Annotated in this window: 20 protein-coding genes; 7 read left to right on the top strand and 13 right to left on the bottom strand. The window is 71.8% G+C overall.

Features of this window, described 5'->3' with window-relative positions:
* The first annotated feature begins 7 nt into the window (after positions 1 to 7).
* Genes EER30_RS15055 through EER30_RS15045 form a run of 3 tightly spaced genes read left to right on the top strand, consistent with a single transcriptional unit; the run spans position 8 to position 2,882 of the window.
* Positions 8 to 751, top strand: coding sequence for a polysaccharide deacetylase family protein (locus EER30_RS15055; RefSeq protein ID WP_205650242.1), 744 nt, complete (start codon positions 8 to 10; stop codon positions 749 to 751).
* On the top strand, positions 751 to 1,866 hold the full coding sequence (locus tag EER30_RS15050; RefSeq protein ID WP_127501041.1) for a GNAT family N-acetyltransferase: 1,116 nt from the start codon (positions 751 to 753) through the stop codon (positions 1,864 to 1,866). Before EER30_RS15055 ends, EER30_RS15050 begins: the two co-directional genes overlap by 1 nt.
* Positions 1,860 to 2,882 (top strand): GNAT family N-acetyltransferase, encoded by a 1,023-nt coding sequence (locus EER30_RS15045; RefSeq protein ID WP_127501040.1) that lies wholly within the window; start codon positions 1,860 to 1,862, stop codon positions 2,880 to 2,882. Before EER30_RS15050 ends, EER30_RS15045 begins: the two co-directional genes overlap by 7 nt.
* On the opposite strand, the gene EER30_RS15040 is transcribed toward EER30_RS15045, so the two are convergent.
* The 6 genes from EER30_RS15040 to EER30_RS15020 are packed head-to-tail and all read right to left on the bottom strand — an operon-like array spanning position 2,836 to position 9,490.
* Positions 2,836 to 4,185, bottom strand: a complete 1,350-nt coding sequence (locus EER30_RS15040) for an oligosaccharide flippase family protein (RefSeq protein WP_127501039.1) — start codon at positions 4,183 to 4,185, stop codon at positions 2,836 to 2,838. The two genes, EER30_RS15045 and EER30_RS15040, sit on opposite strands and share 47 nt — an antisense overlap.
* Entirely contained in the window at positions 4,182 to 5,306 is a 1,125-nt protein-coding gene (locus EER30_RS15035; RefSeq protein WP_127501038.1) for a glycosyltransferase, read from the bottom strand. The genes EER30_RS15040 and EER30_RS15035 overlap by 4 nt, the downstream gene beginning before the upstream one ends.
* Positions 5,303 to 6,568 (bottom strand): hypothetical protein, encoded by a 1,266-nt coding sequence (locus EER30_RS15030; protein WP_127501037.1) that lies wholly within the window; start codon positions 6,566 to 6,568, stop codon positions 5,303 to 5,305. Before EER30_RS15030 ends, EER30_RS15035 begins: the two co-directional genes overlap by 4 nt.
* Entirely contained in the window at positions 6,565 to 6,702 is a 138-nt protein-coding gene (locus EER30_RS47070) for a WecB/TagA/CpsF family glycosyltransferase (RefSeq protein WP_164842337.1), read from the bottom strand. The genes EER30_RS15030 and EER30_RS47070 overlap by 4 nt, the downstream gene beginning before the upstream one ends.
* Positions 6,702 to 7,982, bottom strand: a complete 1,281-nt coding sequence (locus EER30_RS15025) for a nucleotide sugar dehydrogenase (protein WP_255436621.1) — start codon at positions 7,980 to 7,982, stop codon at positions 6,702 to 6,704. The genes EER30_RS47070 and EER30_RS15025 overlap by 1 nt, the downstream gene beginning before the upstream one ends.
* Positions 7,979 to 9,490: a tyrosine-protein kinase domain-containing protein gene (locus EER30_RS15020; protein WP_164842336.1), complete on the bottom strand. Its 1,512-nt coding sequence runs from the start codon at positions 9,488 to 9,490 to the stop codon at positions 7,979 to 7,981. Before EER30_RS15020 ends, EER30_RS15025 begins: the two co-directional genes overlap by 4 nt.
* A 134-nt stretch (positions 9,491 to 9,624) precedes the next feature.
* Between EER30_RS15020 and EER30_RS15015 the strand changes: the two genes are divergently transcribed.
* Positions 9,625 to 10,668 (top strand): glycosyltransferase family 4 protein, encoded by a 1,044-nt coding sequence (locus EER30_RS15015; RefSeq protein WP_127501035.1) that lies wholly within the window; start codon positions 9,625 to 9,627, stop codon positions 10,666 to 10,668.
* 86 nt (positions 10,669 to 10,754) lie between these two features.
* On the opposite strand, the gene EER30_RS15010 is transcribed toward EER30_RS15015, so the two are convergent.
* The 5 genes from EER30_RS15010 to EER30_RS47930 all read right to left on the bottom strand — a co-directional run bounded on the left by EER30_RS15010 (position 10,755) and on the right by EER30_RS47930 (position 16,213).
* A complete protein-coding gene (locus EER30_RS15010) occupies positions 10,755 to 11,594 on the bottom strand; it encodes a polysaccharide lyase family 20 protein (RefSeq protein WP_127501034.1) in 840 nt (279 codons plus the stop codon).
* Positions 11,591 to 12,523 carry a hypothetical protein gene (locus EER30_RS15005; protein ID WP_127501033.1) on the bottom strand — a complete coding sequence of 311 codons (933 nt, stop codon included), beginning with the start codon at positions 12,521 to 12,523 and terminating at the stop codon, positions 11,591 to 11,593. The genes EER30_RS15010 and EER30_RS15005 overlap by 4 nt, the downstream gene beginning before the upstream one ends.
* Complete coding sequence (locus EER30_RS15000; RefSeq protein WP_127501032.1) at positions 12,520 to 13,116, bottom strand: response regulator transcription factor; 597 nt, start codon at positions 13,114 to 13,116, stop codon at positions 12,520 to 12,522. Before EER30_RS15000 ends, EER30_RS15005 begins: the two co-directional genes overlap by 4 nt.
* Positions 13,117 to 13,150: 34 nt before the next feature.
* Positions 13,151 to 14,662 carry a sugar transferase gene (locus tag EER30_RS14995; RefSeq protein ID WP_164842335.1) on the bottom strand — a complete coding sequence of 504 codons (1,512 nt, stop codon included), beginning with the start codon at positions 14,660 to 14,662 and terminating at the stop codon, positions 13,151 to 13,153.
* A 768-nt stretch (positions 14,663 to 15,430) separates the two neighbouring features.
* Complete coding sequence (locus EER30_RS47930; RefSeq protein WP_205650241.1) at positions 15,431 to 16,213, bottom strand: GNAT family N-acetyltransferase; 783 nt, start codon at positions 16,211 to 16,213, stop codon at positions 15,431 to 15,433.
* A gap of 205 nt (positions 16,214 to 16,418) precedes the next feature.
* Between EER30_RS47930 and EER30_RS14985 the strand changes: the two genes are divergently transcribed.
* Positions 16,419 to 16,808, top strand: a complete 390-nt coding sequence (locus tag EER30_RS14985) for a hypothetical protein (protein ID WP_127501030.1) — start codon at positions 16,419 to 16,421, stop codon at positions 16,806 to 16,808.
* Between the two features lie 22 nt (positions 16,809 to 16,830).
* On the opposite strand, the gene EER30_RS14980 is transcribed toward EER30_RS14985, so the two are convergent.
* Together EER30_RS14980 and EER30_RS14975 are read right to left on the bottom strand one after the other, a co-directional pair.
* Positions 16,831 to 17,598, bottom strand: a complete 768-nt coding sequence (locus EER30_RS14980; RefSeq protein ID WP_127501029.1) for an alpha/beta fold hydrolase — start codon at positions 17,596 to 17,598, stop codon at positions 16,831 to 16,833.
* Positions 17,599 to 17,610: 12 nt separating this feature from the next.
* Positions 17,611 to 17,994 (bottom strand): VOC family protein, encoded by a 384-nt coding sequence (locus EER30_RS14975; protein ID WP_127501028.1) that lies wholly within the window; start codon positions 17,992 to 17,994, stop codon positions 17,611 to 17,613.
* A gap of 58 nt (positions 17,995 to 18,052) precedes the next feature.
* On the opposite strand from EER30_RS14975, the gene EER30_RS14970 reads away from it, so the two are divergent.
* Positions 18,053 to 18,691: a TetR/AcrR family transcriptional regulator gene (locus tag EER30_RS14970; protein WP_127501027.1), complete on the top strand. Its 639-nt coding sequence runs from the start codon at positions 18,053 to 18,055 to the stop codon at positions 18,689 to 18,691.
* A gap of 27 nt (positions 18,692 to 18,718) precedes the next feature.
* The gene (locus EER30_RS14965; RefSeq protein WP_205650240.1) at positions 18,719 to 19,291 is read left to right on the top strand and encodes a hypothetical protein; all 573 of its coding nucleotides are present in this window, start codon (positions 18,719 to 18,721) and stop codon (positions 19,289 to 19,291) included.
* Positions 19,292 to 19,304: the final 13 nt, after the last annotated feature.

Genomic DNA, 19,304 nt, shown 5'->3' with positions numbered 1-19,304 from the left:
CGGCACGGTGACGAGCACGAGAAGCGCCACCCCGCAGCGCCGGGGCCGCCTGCTGACCGCCGGCGCCGGGCGACCCCCGGTGCTCATGTACCACGCGGTCGGGCAGGCCGAGGACGACCCTTTCAACCTCTACGTGACCCCCGAACGGTTCGCCGCCCAGCTGAACACCCTGGCCCGGCTCGGGTTGCGCGGCGTGTCGATGGCCGACCTGGGTGACGCGGCCGAGCGCGGCAAGGCCGACGGTCTGGTCGGTCTGACCTTCGACGACGGTTATCGCGACGTGCTCACGTACGCCCTGCCGGAGCTGCGCAGGCACGGGTTCGGTGCGACGTTCTACGCCGTCTCGGGCCTGCTCGGCGGGATCAACGCGTGGGACCCGCCGCCGCGCCGCCCGCTGATGACGGCCGACGATCTGCGCGCGCTGGCCGCGCAGGGCTACGAGATCGGGTCGCACAGCGTCAACCATCCGCGCCTGGCCGGGATCGACGCCGACACGTTGCGCTACGAGGTGACGGCCAGCCGGGCCGCGCTGGGCGAGCTGCTGCCCGAGCCGCCTCGCACGTTCTGCTATCCGTACGGGTCGGTGGACGCGGCGGCGGTCCGCGCGGTCGTCGACGCCGGTTATTCGTACGCGTGTGCCGTTGTTCGTGTGCCCGGCCTGCCCACCACCTTCGCCCGGCCCCGGGTTGGCGTGACCGAGCTCGACCACGGTCCCCGGCTGGCCGCCAAACTGCTGCTGAGAGGCCGTTGATGCGCACTGAGGTCCTGACCGACGTGGCCGAGCTGGCGGGGTTGCGGGCCGAGTGGGACGCCCTGGCCGTCGCGGCCGGACGCCCGTACAGTGCCCCGGGCTGGGCTCTGCCGTGGTGGTCGGCGGCGCGTCCGCCCGGCGCCGAGCTGCGGGCGATCGCCGTGTGGGACGAGAACGAGCTGGTCGGGATGGCAGCGTGCTACGTGACCCGGGACCGGTTCGGCATCGCCACCTGGCGGCTCCTCGCCGACGTGACCAGCTCGTTCGTCGAGCCGGTGGCCGCCGCGGGACGAAAGGTCGAGGTGGCCGCGGCGATCGCCCGGGCGATGCGCGGCGCCGATCCGGCCGTGGACGTGTTGTCGATGTCGGCGGTGCCGCGGGCGGGCGGCTGGGCGTCGCTGGCGCGTCAGCGATGGGCGGGCCCGCGTCCGGTGCTGGCCGCGGTCAGCGAGACCCGGGCGCCGTTCGTCGACCTGCCGGGCGGTGACTTCGACGCCTGGCTGTCCGGCCGCACCAGCAAGTTCCGCAAGGCACTCCGCGCCCGGCAGCGCGAGATCGCCCGTGACGGCGGCACGTTCCGGCGGGCCACGACCACGGCCGAGATGGCCGCGGCGGTCGACGACCTGACCCGGCTGCACCTGGGCCGATGGCAGCTGCGCGGCGGGTCGGCGGCGATCACCCCGGAGGTCGTGACCATGCTGCACGGGGCCACGCGTTCGCTCGACCCGTCCCGGTTGCACCTGTGGACCCTTGACGTCGGCGGCACCGCGGTGGGGGCCGCGCTGTTCGTGGCGGCGGGCGACGAGGTGCATTACTGGCTGGGCGGCTTCGACGAGGACTGGGCCAAGCGTTCGCCGTCGACCGTGTTGCTGGTCGAGGCCGTACGGCATGCCGCGCGCGAAGGGTATCGGCGGTTCTCGCTGGGGCCGGGCACGGGATCGTACAAATATCGGCTCGCGACCGGCGAGGAGACCCTCGAGGCCGTCGACCTTGTGCCGCGCGGACTGCGGTTCCCGTACGTGCGGTTGTGCCAGTCGCCGTACCGGTTCTATCGGCTGGCCGCCAATCACACGCCGCCCACGGTGAAGCAGCGGCTGCGGGCGCTGTCGTGGTGAGCGTGGACGGCTGGGACGAGCTGACCGGCGACGCCGGCCCGATGACGACCCCCGCGTGGCACCGGGCCTGGGCCGAGACGCTCGGGAAGCCGTACCGGCTCAGGGTCTTGACCGCGACCGACGACGGGAAACTGCGCGGGGTGCTGCCGCTCGTGCAGCGGCGCGGACGCCCGTGGCGGCTCGAGGCGATGGGCGCGCGCGAGCTGGGCGAACCGGTCGATGCGAGCTGGAACGACGCGGACGGGGTGCGCCTGCTGGCCGAGCGGCTGATCGCGTTGCGCCGGCCGGTCGCGCTGCATCGCGTGCTGGCCGAGTCGCCGCTCGTGGAAGCCCTGACCGCCGCCGGACGTGGGCGGGCCGTGGTCAACGTGCGCACGGCGGTCGGCGCGCCGCGGCTCGCCCTGGACGAGAGCTGGCTGGAACCGGAGCGGCACTTCAACTCGGGACGGCGCTCCGACCTGCGCCGGGCCCGGCGTCGGGCCGAGGCGTACGGGGAGGTCGAATTCACGGAGTTCAGCCCGGTGCCCGGTGAGGTCGGCGGGCTGCTGGACGACTTCGTGGCCGTCGAGGGCGCCGGCTGGAAGGGGCGCGGCGGCACGGCGCTGGCCACCGACGAGGGGGCGGAGCGGTTCTATCGTCGCTTCGGCGAGCTGGCGGCCGAGGCGGGGGAGCTGCGCCTGACGTTCCTGCGGCTGGGCGGAAGACTCGCCGCCGCCGAACTGGCGGTCGAGCGGGCCGGACGCTCGTGGCTGTTGAAGATCGGCTACGACGAGACTTTCGCGCGGTGCTCGCCCGGCACGCTGCTGATGCTGCACACCGTACGGGCCGCCGCGCACCGGGGTCTGCGGTCGGTGGAGTTCCTCGGTTCCGAGGCGCCGTGGACGCGCACCTGGACGACCGAGGTGCGCCCGTGCGTGAACGTGCGCTGCTTCGCCGGCGGGTGGGCCCCGGCCGCCGCCGCCGAGGACCTCAGCCGCTACGGGGTGCACCGGTTGCGGGCGGCCGCGCGACCCTGAGGGCGTACCAGGCCGACGGCACGAGCACGCAGCCACCGATGCCGAGGCACAGCGCCCAGGCCGGCCCGGCGATCCCGGTCGCGTTGGCCAGCAGGATCGACAGCGGCAACGTCACCACGGCCAGGGCCAGCGCGCTGATCAGCAGGAACCGTTTCGCGCCGGCTCCGCTGAGCACCAGCGTGAACGGCTGCGCGACGAACTGGATCAGCGAGCACGTGCCCAGCGCGACGAGCAGGGCGAGCGGAGGCACGTACGCCTCGCCGAGCCAGACCCGGATCACGCCGGGCGCGGCGAGCACGAACCCCACCGACACGATCACACCGATGACCGCGCTGGCCAGGGTCGCGGTGCGCAGCCGGGCGCGGGCGGTGGCGAAGTCGCCGGCGGCCAGACCGGCGCCGAACATCGGCCAGAGCGGCAGCAACAGGCTCTCGAACACCATGAACCCGACGATGGAGAGCCGTTCGCTGATGTTGTAGACGCCCGCCGCGTCGGCCCCGTGCACGTGCGACACGACGATGCTGGTCGTCGAGAAGCTGACCGCCCACGCGGCGCTGTTGACCGCGAACGCCGCGCCCAGGGCCAGCATCGGCCGCAACCGGCTCCTGTCGGCCAGCGCGAACCGGGGCCGCAGCTCGGGGCGGGCCCGGCGGAACAGCCAGAGCGAGGCCAGCAGCGCCATCAGGTTCGGGGTGCCGACGGTGGCCAGCACGAACCACCACAGCCCCGCCCCAAGCATCTGCCCGGCGATCACCGCGCCGATGACCACCGGCACCGAGGCCGCCTGCCAGAACGCGAACGCGCGGCTCATCTGCAGGCCGAGCATGACCTTCAGGCCCAGGTTGGCCGGGATGCCGACGACGAAGGCCAGGAAGATGACCAGGACGGCCAGGGGCACGTCGGCGGTCACCGAGGGGTCGGAGAGGCCCAGGACCGTACGCCAGTCGACCACCGCCCACAGCAGGAGCCCGACGGCGAGCAGCACCGCGCTCACGGCGGTCAGCATGACCAGGCCGGTGGAGACGACGACCCGTACGGCGGCCCGGTCCCCTCGGCCCTCGGCCTGCGACACCGTGGTGATCATGCTCAGCGACACGCCGAAGTCGGCCCAGGGCAGGAACGCCGCGATCGCCGTGATGACCGCGTACGCCCCGTAGTTGACCGGCCCGAGGCTGCCCGTGATCAGCGGCAGCGTGACCGCGGGCGTGGCGACCAGCAGAGCCCGGGAGCCGCCGTTGGCCAGCAGCCCGAGCAGCATCCGGCGGCGGGGGGCGTTCGCCCGCTCGGTCGTCACCGCCGTCATCGATCCCTCCACCCGAGAGCCTCGTACGCCGAAGTGACGGTCTTGAGGTCGAAGCGGTCGAGCCGTTCGGCCGGTACCGGGCGTGGTCCGGCCGAGGCCAGGCGCTCGATCTCGGCGGCGAGGCCCTTGGCGTCACCGGGCGCGACGGTCGGCTGGCCCAGCCACGCGCACAGCTCGGCCAGCCCGCCGACCTCGGTCCCCACGAACGGCACGCCCAGCACCGCCGCCTCCAGCGCGACCAGCCCGAACCCCTCCTCACGCGAGGCCAGCACGACCACGCCGGCCCGGCACATCAGCGGGTACGGGTTGTCGACTGCGTCCTGGAAGTCGACGCGCCCGGCCACCCCGAGCCGTCCGGCGAGTTCTTCGAGCTCGGCGCGCAGCGGTCCGTCCCCGGCCACCAGCAGCCGGAACCGTGCGGGCAGCAGTTCGAGTGCCCGCAGAAGGGTGCGGTGGTCCTTCTGCGGGTGCAGCCGGGCGAAACAGGCGACCAGCACCTCGCCCTCCGGGAATTGCCGGGCCGGCGGTGCGGCGGCCAGTTCGCGGACGGCGGCCAGGTCGATCGGGTTCGGGATGGTGACCGCCCGCTCCGGCCGGGGCAGCACGCCGGCGTCGCGCAGGCTGCGCCGGGCCGCGTCGCTGACCACGACCAGGTGGTCGGGCAGCCGGTAGACGGCGGGCAGGGTCGCCGCCAGCATCTGCGGGCCGCGGCCGTTGGCATGCAGGTTGTCGGCCAGCGCGTGCTCGCTCGCCACGTGCACGTAACGGCTGCGGCCGAGCGCGCGGCTCACCGCGACGACGATGTTCGGGTAGGTCAGGAACGAGTACACGGCGTCGAAGCGGGCCGCGTGGGCCAGGCGGGCGAACCGGGCGGCGAGGACCCCGAGCCGCCGTACGCCCGAGCCGGTCGCCGGCAGGTGCACGTGCTCGCAGCCAGGCGGGACGCGGTCGGCCCACGGCAGCACGGCGAGGCGGTCGAGCTCACGCCGGCTCATCCGCGGGTCGAAGGTGACCACGGTGACCCGGGCCCCGCGGGCCATCTGTTCGGCCAGGGTGCGCGCGACCCGTTCGGCGCCGGCCGAGGCGAGGGTCGGTACGACGACGGCGACGTGCCGGCTCATCGGGTCACCTCCTGTTTCGGGAGCGGGAGCAGGACGACCGCGAGATATCCGCCCAGCAGGACGTGGCTGGTGAAGGTGAGTGGTTCGAACAGGGCCCCCCAGACGATCGTGACGGTCCAGAACACCAGCAGCGGCCCGGCCCGGGTGCGGATCGTGTCCATCGTGCGCCGCAGCCCGAGGAAGAGCAGGAAGGCCCAGAACGGCACGGCGAGCAGGCCGGCCTGCACCACGGTGTCCAGCGCGGTCGAGTGCGCGGCCAGCCCGCGGCTCTCCTTGGCCAGCCAGTCCTTGGGGAGATTGTCGAAGATCACGACGTGGTGGTCGCGGATGAAGGTCAGCGACGAGGCGAAGGTGGCGCTGTCGAGGTTCGGCCTCGACCCCCACCCGTACGGCTTCTGCGAGATCAGATAGATCGCCTGCAACGCTTCGGGGCGCCCGTTGGCCATGACCGTCCACACGTCGGCCTTCTCGTCGCGGAACTGCAGCATCGACCGCTCGCCGAGCCAGCCGGCCTTCGCGGCGGTGAAGAAGCCGCCGATCAGCAGCAGGCACGGGACGCCGACCATGATCAGTACGGTGGCCGGGTGCAGCCGCCCCCGCCCGGTGGCGGCGATCGTGGCGATCAGCAGGGTGCACAGGGTGGCCACGGCGAACGAGCGGAAGTCGCAGATCACGTTCAGGGCGGTGAGCACCACCAGGGTCACGAACGTCGGCATCCGCCGGCCCGCCCGCCACCGCAGGTCGCACAGCGCCAGGGCGGCGATGGTGATCGGTTCGGACAGCTGGTATTTCCACAGATAGAACGGGGTCACCGGCTGACCGTCGGGGAAGGCGGCCGAGGTGGGACCGGTCGCGCCCACCGTCAGCCCGGCCAGGGCCAGCCCGATGCCGACGGCGGCGATGAACAACCTCAGCCGTACGGGGTCGTGGTTCGACAGCCGTATCAGCACGGTGGTGATGGCCAGGGTGCCGACCAGGGCGATGACGTGCTGGCTCACGCGGGGCGTGTCGCCGTTCATGAGGTCGGCGAAGAGCAGCCCGAGCCCCCAGCCGCCGATCACCAGCACCAGGATGCCCAGGCGGCGGCTGGTCAGCAGGGTCGGCGCGAGGAACGGCAGGGACGCCATGCAGAGGAGGCTCAACAGCGGCAGCCGGCCGGGCACCACCGGGATGGCCGCCGTGAGAGTGACCGCGGCGAGCAGCAGCAGCGGGGTCTTGCGAGCAGTCCGGGCACCGGGCCGGGGAGGGGCGAGGACGCTCACGGACGCCGCACGAGGTCGTGCAGGACCAGCCCGACGAAGGCGACGTTGGTCCTCAGGTATCGGCCGCCGAGCCGTCGCGGCTCCTGCAGCGCCCGGAACAGCCATTCGAGGCCCGCCACGCAGACGACCCGCATCACAGCAGCTCGACCTGGGCCGCGCCGTCGCGCGGGACCCGGCGGCGGCAGTCGAGCACGTACGATGCGTGGGCCGCCACCAGGTCGTAGTCGAAGTCGTCGTGGTCGGTCAGCACCACCACCGCGTCGGCCGCGCTCACCTCCTCGGGCGTCACCTCGACCCGCACCACCCGCTCGACCAGCCCCTCCCGCAGGTGCGGGTCGGCGCCGCGCACCTGCGCGCCCAGGTCGAGCAGCTGCTGGGCCACCGTCACGGCCGGCGACTCGCGGGCGTCGCCGGTGTTCGGCTTGTAGGACAGCCCGAGCAGCAGGATCCGGGCGCCGTTGACGGCTCGCTGCGACCGGTTCAACGCCACCATCAGACGGCTCACCACGTGGTCGGGCATGTGCTCGTTGACGTCGTTGGCCAGCTCGACGAAGCGGAAACTGCGGCCCAGCGACCGCTTGACCCGCCACGACAGATAGGACGGGTCGATCGGCAGGCAGTGCCCGCCCACGCCCGGCCCAGGGGTGAACCGCATGTAGCCGAACGGCTTGGTCGAGGCGGCGTCGATCACGTTCCAGATGTCGATGCCCAGCTCGTGGGCGAACATCGCGATCTCGTTGACCAGCGCGATGTTCACGTGCCGGAACGTGTTCTCGAGCAGCTTGGCCAGCTCGGCCTCGCGGGTCGAGGCCACCGGCACGGTCCGCTCGACCAGGCCCGAGTAGAACTGGTTGATCACCTTCAGCGAGCGCTCGTCGATGCCGGAGACGACCTTCGGCGTAGTCGTGAACGTCCAGCGCCGGTTGCCGGGGTCGATCCGCTCGGCGCTGTAGCCGAGGTGGAAGTCAGCCCCGGCGAGCAGCCCGGACGCCTCCTCGAGGATCGGCGCGACGAACTCCTCGGTCGTGCCCGGATAGGTGGTCGACTCGAGCACGACGGTCGCGCCGGGGCGCAGGAACCGGCCCAGCGTGTGGGCGGCCGCCTCGACGTACGAGAGATCGGGGTTGCCGTCACGCAAAGGCGTAGGCACGGTGATGACCGCGACGTCGAACCCGGAACAGCCGCGGCTCTCCGAGGTGACCGTGTAACGGCCGGAGTCGTACGCCGCCCGGAGCTGGCCGGTCGGCACGTCCTCGACGTACGACTCGCCCGCGGTGAGCAGCTTGACGCGGTTGGTGTCGACGTCGTAGCCGGTGACGTGATGCCCGGCCTCGACCGCCCGCATGGCCAGCGGCAGCCCGACGTACCCCTGGCCGACCACCACCACACGGGTGCTCCGCTCGGTCGTGTTCACGGCCACCTCCGATTGTCGTGGGGGTCCTCGGCGGGGAAGTTCGCCGTGGTCTCGCCGGACTGGTTGACGGCGGCCACCCCGCGGGCCGGGGCGAGCTGCCGGTCGATCGCGGTCGGCGGACGCGGCGGCACGGGGACTGGGATGGGCCTGCGAGGCGGCGGCGGGGCTTCCACCGCGGCCTCCACGGGAGCGGCCAGGGCCTCGGTCGACGCGCGACCCGCACCCCGGCTGCGGCCCAGCACCGCCGCACCCAGCACCCGCGCCCGGGCGTCGTACAGGGCCTGGACCGACTGCCGCAGAGCGGTCCACCTCGTGCCGCCGCTGCGCGCGGTCAGCAGCACGCCGTCGACCTCGGCGGCCAGGACCGCCGTGTCGGCCACCTCCAGCAGGGGCGGCGCGCTGATGATGACCAGATCGAACCGGTGCTCGAGCCGGCCCAGCAGCTCGCGCATCGCGTCGGAGGCGAGCAGCTCACCGGACGCGGCTGAGCCCGGCCCGGCCGGAAGAACGTGCAGCTTGCTGTCGGGCCACGGCTGGATGGCCGCGACAGCGTCGAGGTCACCGCTGAGCACGGCGGCCAGCCCTCGGTCCTGCCGCGTCACGGGGTGCCGCAGGTCGGCCTCGATCAGCAGCACGCCCTTCTGCACCCGGCTCAACGCGAGGGCCAGATTGCGCGCGACGACGGCCGCGCCGTCGTCCGCGCGCGGCCCGGTGACCAGCACCGACCGCAGCCCGTCGGTGGCGACCAGCACCCGCAGGTTGGCGCGCAGCTGGCGGTAACCCTCCCCGGCCCGCGAGGCCCAGTAGGCGTCGTCCGGCGGCCGCCTGCGATCGGTCTTCCGAAGGCCGGCGAGGACGCCGAGCGGGGCCAGGTCGAGCTTGGCCCGCAGCTGCTCAGGATCGGCGAGCCGGCCGTAGAGCAGCTCGCGCCCGACCGCGATCGCCGCGCCGATCAACAGGCCGAGCAGGACCCCGACGGCCAGCCGGTAGCCCGCCGGACCCAGCTCGGCGCGGGCGGGCAGCTCCGGCTGGCTCACCAGCGCGATCTTGATCGGGACGAAGCCGGTGGCCGCGGTCTCGAGCCGGGGCAGCTCCGCCATCACGACGGCGGAGACGGCGGCCGCGAGATCGTAGGCACCCTGAGCTGTGGTGTCCTGCACAGTGATGTCGATCAGCGCGGTCTGCAGCGGGTTGGTCGCCGAGACCCGGGCGGCCAGCGACGGCACCGACTCGGTGCGGCTCAGCCGGTCGGCCACCTGACTCAGGATCAAAGGCGAGTTCACCAGAGACGCGTACGAGGGCACCCGCGCCATCACCAGGTTGCTGTTCTGCAGGAGCGTGTCGGTGGAGTCGCTGCCGTTGCTGGAGACGAACAGCTGGGCGTGACTGGTGTACGACGCGGGCCGGCTCAGGGCCGCGAACGATCCGAGCGTCGCCCCCGCGATGAGGCACACCACCACGACCATCAGGTTCCGCCGCAGGAGTCGAACAAGATCGCGGACCGACATGAACATCGACTCCTTGCTACGCCACAGCGACCGACGGAGAGGACGGTACGGACCTCACCGGGGGTAGTGACCCAGCAACAGGACTACGTCGCGTGCAGGGTCCGGGCCGCCGGCGCCGCGCGCAGGATGCACGGGTGCCGAACTACGCCTGGCCCACGATCGTGCAGGTCGGACCCGATCCCACCGCCGTCGGCGGCATCGCGACGGTCATCCGTACGTATGTGTCGATGCTCTCGGAGCAGACAACAGTGCGTCAGGTGACGAGCTGGCGGCCCGGAGCCCGCGGCCGCAGCGCGATCGTCGCGCTGGACGCCGCCCGCCAGCTGGCCGCGCTCCGGACCCACCGCCACCGCGAAGGCGTGCTCGTGCACGTCCACGTGAGTCAGCGCGGCTCGTTCGGCCGGGAAGGCGCGCTCATCCAGGCCGTATCAGCCCTGGACTACCCGGTTGTCGTCACCGTGCACGGCTCACAGTTCGTCGCCACGAGCGAACAGCCCTCCTGGCGGATGCTCTACAGCCGCGTGCTGCGCCGGGCCGACGCGGTGGCGGTGCTCAACGACGAGGCCCTGGCCGTCGTACGGGACCTCGCGCCGAGAACCCCCGTCACCCTGCTGCCGAACCCGGGGCCGGTCCGCCCGGAGTGGGCGCCCGCGGACGATGCGGCGGACCCCATCGTGCTCTTCGCGGGTGAGGTCTCCCGGCGCAAGGGCGTCGACGTGCTGCTGCGCGCCTGGCCGGCCGTGACCGCGGCGGTGCCCGGCGCGCGACTGATGGTGGCCGGCCCGCCCGGCGGCATCGACGTCGACGGCGTGCCCGGGGTGCGGTGGCTGGGCGCGGTCTCGGCCGAGGAGATCCGCAAGCGGCTGGGCGAGGCACGGGTGGCCGTGCTGCCGTCGCGGGCCGAGGGCATGCCGATGTTCGTGCTCGAGGCGATGGCCGCCGCGCGACCGGTGGTGGGAAGCACGGTCGGCGCGATGCCCCACCTGCTCGCGGGCGTGGGGACGGTCGTCGACCCGGGTGACGCCGAGCGGCTGGCCGACGCCCTCATCGCCTATCTGTGCGACCCGGAACGGGCCCGCCGCGACGGCGCCGCCGGCCGGGCCGAATACCTGCGCTCGCACTCACCCGAGGTCACGATGCAGCGGCTCGCGGCGTTCTACCGCACCGGCGCCCGTTAGACCCAGAGAGGGGCCTCGGGGGAACGGCTGTGCGAACCAGATGCCTGCACCGGGCCTCCAGGGCAGACCTCGAGCCCGGAGGCTCTCTAGCGGGGGATCGCCACCCCGGCGCGGGTGTCGGCGATCCGCAGCTCGTCCAGGTACATCACGCGGCGGTTCGTGCCGGACGACCACGCCCATTTGTAGAGACCGACCTTCAGGTAGATGCCGTACTTGCTGCGGTAGGTGTTGGGGCCGCGCCGGTTGCCGAAGCCAGGGACCGGCTTGCCGTCGCGCCAGATCTGCAGGATGCCGGTGCGGTCGGGCGTCCAGCGCGCGTGCACCAGCCAGTCGGTCCAGGCGCCGGTCCGGTACGCGCCGACGCGGGTGACGTCGCTGTGGCCGTCCCGGGCGGTCTGCAGCTCCCACTCGCCGTCGCTGATCGCGATCGCCAGCGGTGGTTCGCCGTCGAGCTGGTAGTGCTGGTGGAACTGCGCGAGGATCTCCGGCGTACGGTCGCGGGCCCAGTCGGACGGCAGGTAGAAGCTGAAGGCGTACCAGCGTTCGGCGCCGCGCGGCTCGAACTGGGTGGACAGGTCGGCCTGGGTGCTGTGGTTGACGGCCGGGTCGCCCCGGCGCAGCTCGAAGCGGGCCGACGCGCCGCCCGCGCGCACCGGTTCCGGCACCCGGGCGACGCGTACCTGCGGCTCGCCGGTGTCCTTGTAGACCTGCTCGGGCGTGTACTCGCCGGACCAGCCGGGCGGGGCGTGGCCGGGAACGGTCTGCTGGCGGGCCGTCTCCCAGTCCAGCGTCGTACGGGCCTTGGCCACCACCGGAGACGGTGACGGCAGGCTCGGTTTCGGCTGGGCGACCGGCTGGACGGCCTCGGCGCAGGCGGCCGTCAGGAGCACGGCCGTCGCGGCCGCGGCCCACCGTGTCGCCCTCATGGCAGCGGCAGCACCGCGGCCGGGCCCACGTGCACCAGGCTGCCGGAGCGGGGATCTTCCGGGTTGGAGTAGTTGCCGACGCCGAAGATCCAGCCCTCGGGCCGGGTCACCGTCGGACCCCCGGCGCCGGCGGGCCGGCCGGGAAAGCGCATGCGGCCCACCGGGTACTCGGCCTGGCGGCCCACGTCGAACAGGCGGTCGTCGAGATAGACCTCGACCCGGTCGCCCTGGTAGACCCGCAGTTCGATCTTCAGCCACCGGTTCAGGTACTGCTGGAAGTCGAGCCGCGGCCCGGCGATGCGCCCCTCCTCGTAATGGGCGAGGTCGAGGAACAGCTGCCCGTCGCGCTGATAGACCACGAGCCACCAGGACGGATCGCTGACGTGCTTGCCGTCGGCGGTGGCGTAGCCCTCCTTGAACTGGGCGAGGTTGATCCAGCCGCGCTCGGTCAGGCTCAGCCGCGCGCCGTCGACGTATTCGTAGACGATGTAGCGAGCGGATACGTCTTCCGGCGAGCCGTCGAGCTGACTGAACGGCTCGGCGCCGGTGGGCCAGTTCGCGGCGCTGAACGACTTGTAGAGCTTGCGGTGCGAGGCGGGGTCGCCCGGCTCGTGGTCCAGCCGGACGGCGTGGTCCTCACCCCCGGGCAGCGGCGGCAGACCGCCGCTCTGGGTCGACGCGATCACGGGACGGCCGTAGGCGGCGATCTCGCCCTGGCCGAAGTGCGACCACTGGCGGGCCAGGGCCGAGGCGACCGCGTTGTCGCCCTCGGCGGTGCCGAGCGGGACGTCGTCGAGCTCGGTGTGCCACCAACCGGCGACCGTCGCCACCGCCACCGACGGTGCCCGCCTGGGCGGGGGCTCGGACGCGCACGAAGCCGCGACGGCCGCGAGAAGCACCGCCGCGCCGAGCGCGCCCCAGCGTTTCAAGACACCACCGAGTGCCGGACCGCGTACGAGACCGCCTCGATCCGGGAGTGCACGCCGAGCTTGGACAGGATCGACTGCACGTAGCCGCGGGTCGTGGTGACGCTGATGCCGAGCTCGTCGGCGATCTGCAACGTCGGCTGCGCGCCGACCAGCAACTTCAGCACGTCGCGTTCGCGGTCGGTGAGGAAGCGGGCGGCGAGGATGGCCGCGTCGACCCGGGCCGTACGGATCGGCGGGCGGGGACGGATCACCCGGGGCGGCGTCGTCCCGCCGCGGACGACCGCCTCCACGAGCTCGGCGAGCGGCCGCGTCTTGCACAGCGCGGCGGACACGCCGACGGCCGGTTCCGCGCCGCCGAGGCTCGACACATGCGTCAGCGGCCAGCGGAGCCGGATCTGACGGATCGCCGCCGGGCCGGCCTGGTCGGGGAAGTGCAGGCTCATCACCACCCGGTCGGCCGGATCGGACGACAGGCTCTCGAGGGCCTGCCCCGGGTCGGCGGCGACTCGGACGTCGGCACCCGCAGCGCGCAGGGCGCCCGCGAACGTCTCGGCGAACAGACGATGGTGGTCACAGATGAGGGCGGTGATCATCTCGCGATAACTCCTGGGGGTCGCGACGGGCGGGTCAGTAGGCGCCGGTGTGGTTCAGCACGGCGGGGAGGGTGCGCCAGAGGACGGCGGCGTCCAGACCGAGCGACCAGTTGTCGACGTACTTCAGGTCGAGCCGGACCGCCTCGTCCCACGACAGGTCGGAGCGGCCGCTCACCTGCCAGAGGCCGGTCAGGCCGGGCTTGACGGCCAGCCGCCGCGACACGTAGGCGCCGTAGCGGACGACCTCCTCGGGCAGCGGTGGCCGAGGGCCGACCAGCGACATCGAGCCGGCCAGCACGTTCAGGAGCTGGGGCAGCTCGTCGAGCGACCAGCGGCGCAGCACCGCGCCCAGCGGGGTGATCCGCGGATCGTCGCGCGCCTTGAACAGCAGCCCGTCCTCGTTGATGTTGGTGACGTTCAGCGCGGCCCGCTGGTGCTCGGCTCCCACGTGCATGGTGCGGAACTTCAGCAGGGTGAACTCGCGGCCGTGCATGCCGATGCGGGTCTGGCGGAACAGCGCGGGCCCGGGCGACCGCAGCCGCACGAGCACCGCGACGGTGATCAGCACCGGGGCCAGCAGCATCAGAGCCAGCAGTGCGGCCAAGCGGTCGAGCACGCCCTTGATCAGCCAGCCGAAGCCGGACAACTTGGGGTGCCGCACGTGCAGCACCGGCAGGTCGCCCACCGGCCCGACGGCCAGGCGCGGGCCGGCCACGTCGACCAGCCCGGGGATCATCACGAACCGGGCGGACTGGTTCTCGATGCCCCAGGCGAGCCGGCGCAGGTCGATCGGGTTGAGCTCGGGGCACGGAAGCACGGCCACGGTGTCGGCGCCGACCCGGCGTACGGCGGTCACCACGTCGGTGAAGCCTCTGATCACCGGGATGCCGTCGAGCGCCGGTGAGACGTCGTCGCCCGCCGTCGCAGTTCCGTCGCCCGCGGCCGCAGTTCCGTCGCCCGCCGCCGGGACGCAGCAGCCGACCAGGCGGGCGCTGTGGTGCTTGTCGCGCCGCAGCTGCATCATCAGTGCCTCGACGGCCGGGGCGCGGCCGACGGCGAGCACGAGATGCTGACGCTGCCCGCGCCGCCGGCTGCGCCGCAGGTCGAGCCGCAGCACCGTGCGTCCGGCGAGAGCAGCGCCGACGGCCACGCCGAGCATGAGCAGGATGAAGTCACGCGGCACCTGCACGGTGGTGGCCCACGTCAGCCACGCGATGCCGGCGAGCACCACGACGGCGGCCACAAGCAGATCCCGTACGTCGGTGCGGCCGTCGCCCAGCGGTCGCGGTGCTCGCGACTGCACGACGGCGAGGACGACCGTCCACACGAGCGGGGCGAGAAGAGCCACGGCGGCGTACGAATCGGCGTCCCAGACGGCACGGTCGGCGCCCGGACGTACGAGGTAGGCGATCGCGGCGCCGAGCGCGCCGGCCGAACCGTCGATCAGGGCGAGCCTCGCCCGGTACCGCGTTTCCCAATGGGTAGTCGACGTCTTGACCGGGCTCAGCCGTGCATCGACCCGATCAGTGTTCCAGTAAGTCAACATGGTGTTCGCATTTCGCAGTTCCCATTCACCGGAAGCGGCAATAAGGCGGCTCGAAAACGTCACTCGAACCGGCATGACTTGCGGACGACAAATGGCGAGCCGGGCCCGTACGGGACCGTCGTCAGTTCTCGGAATGGGTACAGCGGCCACCGTTGACCGCTTGTTCATGAGGGCACGAACGTTACCGGCCGGCCACGTGGGGTCACATCATCCGAGTGACGGGTGGGGTCGGACGTACGAATCGTTCTTCACAAATTGAGACATTCACATAACACGTCACTGAGCTGCGCAAATGCATGATCGAGCGAGGTTTCGGCCGCCCGTTTCGATGGGGTTGCGTCCAAATGCCTTTCCCGCAATTCGGGTCGTACCTCCGGACCGGGTCGTGCCGTCGCTAAAAGGCTTCTGATCACGCTAAAACGATCATCGTGCCGACGAATTTACATGCTTCGCTGATGCGTCAAATGCACAACCGCTCAGGCGGCGAGGAAGGGCGTGATCGGGCACGCCGGGCGGCGAAAGGGAGGTAAGCCTCGACCTTTCGGCTTCGTTGCCCGGCGATTACGGGCAGAACGCGAAATGGTCTCGCGATCCCACAGTGTGGGCGGGGCCGCGCAACCCTTCCCGATTGTTCGGCGGCGTCGTGCTCAGCTGTACCGTCTTCTGCTGGTGTCGGTTCAGCGCCGTCGTCACGTCATCCCCACCCTTTCGCGGCGCCGGGGCGCGGGCGAGTTTGAGCGCTGGTGCCGAGGTGCTCGGCCCGGCCGGTCAGAACGCGAACACCCGGTAGTCCGCGATCTCGCGGAAACCCAGGCGGCGGTAGACCGGCTCGCCCATCGCGCTCGACGTCAAAGCCGCAGTCTCCACTCCGCGGGCGGCGGCCTGCCGCAGTACGGCCCGGGTCATCGCGGTGCCGATACCGCGGCGGCGATGCTCGGGCTGGGTGCCGATGAAATACAGGAGTACCAGGCCGTCGCAGTAGAACGCCTCCGCGGTGCCGGCGACCCGGCCGTCCGCGAGGCGGCCCACCAGACGCAGCACGTCGAACGACTTCTCCCGCTCGACGGCCGTCGGCACGCCCGCCTCCGGGATGCCCGAGACCCGGGCGTACGCGGAGACGAACTCGGCGACGTCGGTGGCTTCCTCGATGTTGATGCTCTCGTCGGGCCCGTCCGCGTCGGCGACGGTTGACGTCTTTGCGACCATCACCGGCATCCGGTCGAATAGGGGGAGCGCGCCCAGCTCGAGCAGCCCGTCGGCGGTTCCCGGGTCGCTGTCGGGGCCGACCCACCACACGCGGGGCAGCCCGGCCAGGCGCTCGCGCGCTGCGGCGTACGCCTGGGAAAGGGGTTGACCTTGCACGCGGACAACGCCGTTGAGGGGAGGGTGCGGCACCCCGCTGCGATAGAGGTCGCCCTCGGCGGGGCCGTCGTGCCAGCCGAGCAGATAGGCGCGGTTGGCGGCGAACACTCTCGCGACGGTGCCGTGGTGCGTGCCGGCGGCGATCGTGCCGTAGGCCTCGACGAGGTTCGCTTGCTGGCGAATCGACATGGGCGGAAAACTAGCCCGGCGACCCTTGACGATCAAACGGAGGCGCTATTCGGTAATGGCCGGGAGGACTGTCGCGGAGCGATTTCCGGGGGTGACGTTCCCAGTTCAGGGCCGTGCTTTTCGATGGTCGTTTGGAATTGACTTGGAATTGAGTGATCGGCCGCCGTGAAATCATTCACACCGGGTGATCGGCTAATGTTTGCCCATGATCGAGCGACTGACGCTGGGGTGGGCTCGCGAGGTGGCCGCGCAGGAGGCGGCCGTGGCCGCGGGGACGCTGCCGCCCGACCAGGCCTACGCGGCGAGGGCGTGGCCGGCCGACTTCATCGCCCAGGTCGACGCCGCCCTGCAACGCTACGAGCAAGACCTCGCCCGCCTCGACCCCACCGACGACGCGGCCGCATGGTCAGCCGTCGAACGCGTCGTGACCGCCATCAACGCGGCCGACCAGGGCGAGATCGACACGATGACCCGCGAGGAACTGGCCGAACATCTGGACGACGCCCTGACCGAGGCCGGCGTCGACGTCGAGGCCCTCACCGGCCGCCGCGACCTGGACCGCTCGGCACTCACCGACGAATGGCGCGAGTGGTAGAGCCGTCACGCCGGCGTCGTCATCAGCGGCTGGGCGATACGAACGATCCGCAGAACTGGTCGATTTCCCGGGCCAGATCGGTGGGCCTGGTCAACGGCATCAGGTGGTTGGCGCCGGGGATGGTGACGATCGTCGAGCCGGGGATCAGACCCGACAGGTGAGTGATCAGGCGGTGGAGCGGGGGCGGGCTGTCGCTGCCCTGGATCAGCAGGACGGGTGTCTCGATCCGGGTCAGGTCCGGCGGATTCCAGGCGCCGATCGCGGGGAGCTCGTCGGTGAAGAAGTAGGCGCGGCGGGCCGCGGCCTCGACGACGTCGGGGCCGAGCGCGTCGAGCATGACGCGGCGGTGGTCGGGGCCGCAGACCAGGGTCATGAACGTGTCGAAGGCCGCGGGGACGTCGCCGCGGGCGACTGCGACCATGGCTTCGCCGATGACCGGGCCGAACATGGACTGGAGCAGGTCGTGGTCGGCCGGGTCGGCGAGGGCGTCGACCAGCGGGGGTTCGACCAGGACGAGCGTACGGATCAGGTCGGGGTGGTCGAGGGCGAGCTGAAGGGCGACCGCGCTGCCGGACGAGTGTGCGACCACGTGTGCGGGGGCGGCCTTGATCAGCTCGGCGGCGTGTTGTGCGTGGTCGTTGACGGTGAGACCGGGCGGCACGGGCGTGTCGGTGTAGCCGGCTCGCACCGAGCGGATCACCCGGTAGTCCTTCAGTACCGGGTCGTCGGCCATCGGGGCGAACCAGTCGGCGAGTCCGCCGCCGTGGATGAGGAGCATGGTGTCGTTCATGGTGGTGCCTCCTTAGTCTGCGTACAACCTGATCTCGATGCCGTCGGGGTCGTGCAGGCCGACCAGGACCGAGCCGCCCCGGTGTCCGGTCACCACGCCACCGTGCGGTTGCCCCAGCTCGTCGAGCCGCAGGCGCCACACCTCGACGTCGTCGCGGGTGGGCACGGCCAGGGCGAGGAAGTCGAAGCCGGCCACGGCCGCCGCCCGTTCGGGATCGTGGCGCAGCGCCAGTGCCAGAGTGTGGCCCGGGTCGCTGAGGGCGAGGCCTTTGACGACGCCGTCCTCGGTGAACTCGATGTCCACGCCCAGGCCGAGCACGGACGTGTACCAGCCGCGGCTGCGTTCCAGGTCGGCGACGGGCAGCTTGACGTGATGAAAACCGGATAGGTCGGGCATCTTGCTGACCCTTTCGCTAGAGTCGCCTCTAGTAACTGACTAGAGTAGGCTCTAGCGAATGGCGGAGTCTGTCAAGCGGAAAACGGCGGGAACTCGTGCCGAAAAAGCCCGCGCCACCCGCCGGCGCATCATCGCGGCCGCGGCCGACAGCTTCGTCGCGCACGGCTACGGAGCGACACTGCTCGATCAGGTGGCGGCCGCGGCCGGGGTCGCCGTGCAGACCGTCTACTTCCACTTCGGAAACAAGCGCACGCTGCTGAAACACGTCCTCGACGTAGCCGCTGTGGGGGACGACGAGCCGGTGCCGCTGCTCGAACGGCCGTGGGTGCGCGAGATCCAGGCCGAACCCGACCCGCGGCGCATCATCGACCTGTGGCAGGCGAACGGGCGCGAGATCCTGCAGCGGGTGTCCCCGGTCATGCGCGTCATGCGAGGCGCCATCGGCACCGACCCCGAGCTGGCCGCCCAGTGGGACACGAACCAGCAGCAGACCCGAACGGCGTACGGAATGCTCGCGCAGCTGCTCGCCGCCCGCGGCGGCCTCAAGCCCTCGCTGGACGTCGACCAGGCCCGAGACATCGCCTTCACGATCGGCAACGTGGAGACCTACCTGCAGTTCGCCGACATCTGCGGCTGGACCCCTGAGCAATGGCAGCACCGAACCGCGGCGATCCTCACCGCCTCCCTCCTGGCGTGACCGGCCACCGTCGGTTAGCGTGCGCCGGTGAGACGGTCATACCCGTACGTCGGCCCGGCCGAACTGCGCCACACTCCGCCCGCGCCGGGCTCGACAACCGTCGACTCGCCGGCGCATATCTCCGACGACCAGCCTCGTACGTTCGTGGTCACCCCGGACGGCCGTCTCAGGCTGGCGCCACGCCATAGCGAACACGTGGCTCTGGCCGGAGACGAGAACGTAGCCGCAGCCGGCGAGATAGTGTTCGCTCGCGACGAAACCGGTTGGCGAGTGACCACAGTGACCAATCAGTCGACCGGCTACTGCCCCGACCCCGACTGCTGGCCCGCCGTGGCCGAGGCATTGGACCGTCTGGGAATCCGCCACCCCGGCGACTTCACCGAGAAGTTGGTCTTCCGCCGCTGCGAGTCGTGCGGCGAACGCAACGTGGTCCGCGACGCCGACTTCACGTGCGCCCTCTGCGACGCCGACTTGCCCGCATACTGGAACTTTGCTGCACTCACCGCCGGGTGCGTTGAACGGACTCCTGCCCACGTCGTCGGGGGCCTTTCGGCCGGCTTCGTCATCGGCGGCTCGGGGGAGGGATGTGCCGCCTCCTAGCCGCGTCGCGGGC

The organism is Actinoplanes solisilvae, from assembly GCF_003999975.1.
Classification (GTDB): domain Bacteria; phylum Actinomycetota; class Actinomycetes; order Mycobacteriales; family Micromonosporaceae; genus Actinoplanes; species Actinoplanes solisilvae.
This window is presented reverse-complemented; position numbering and strand designations above follow the sequence as displayed.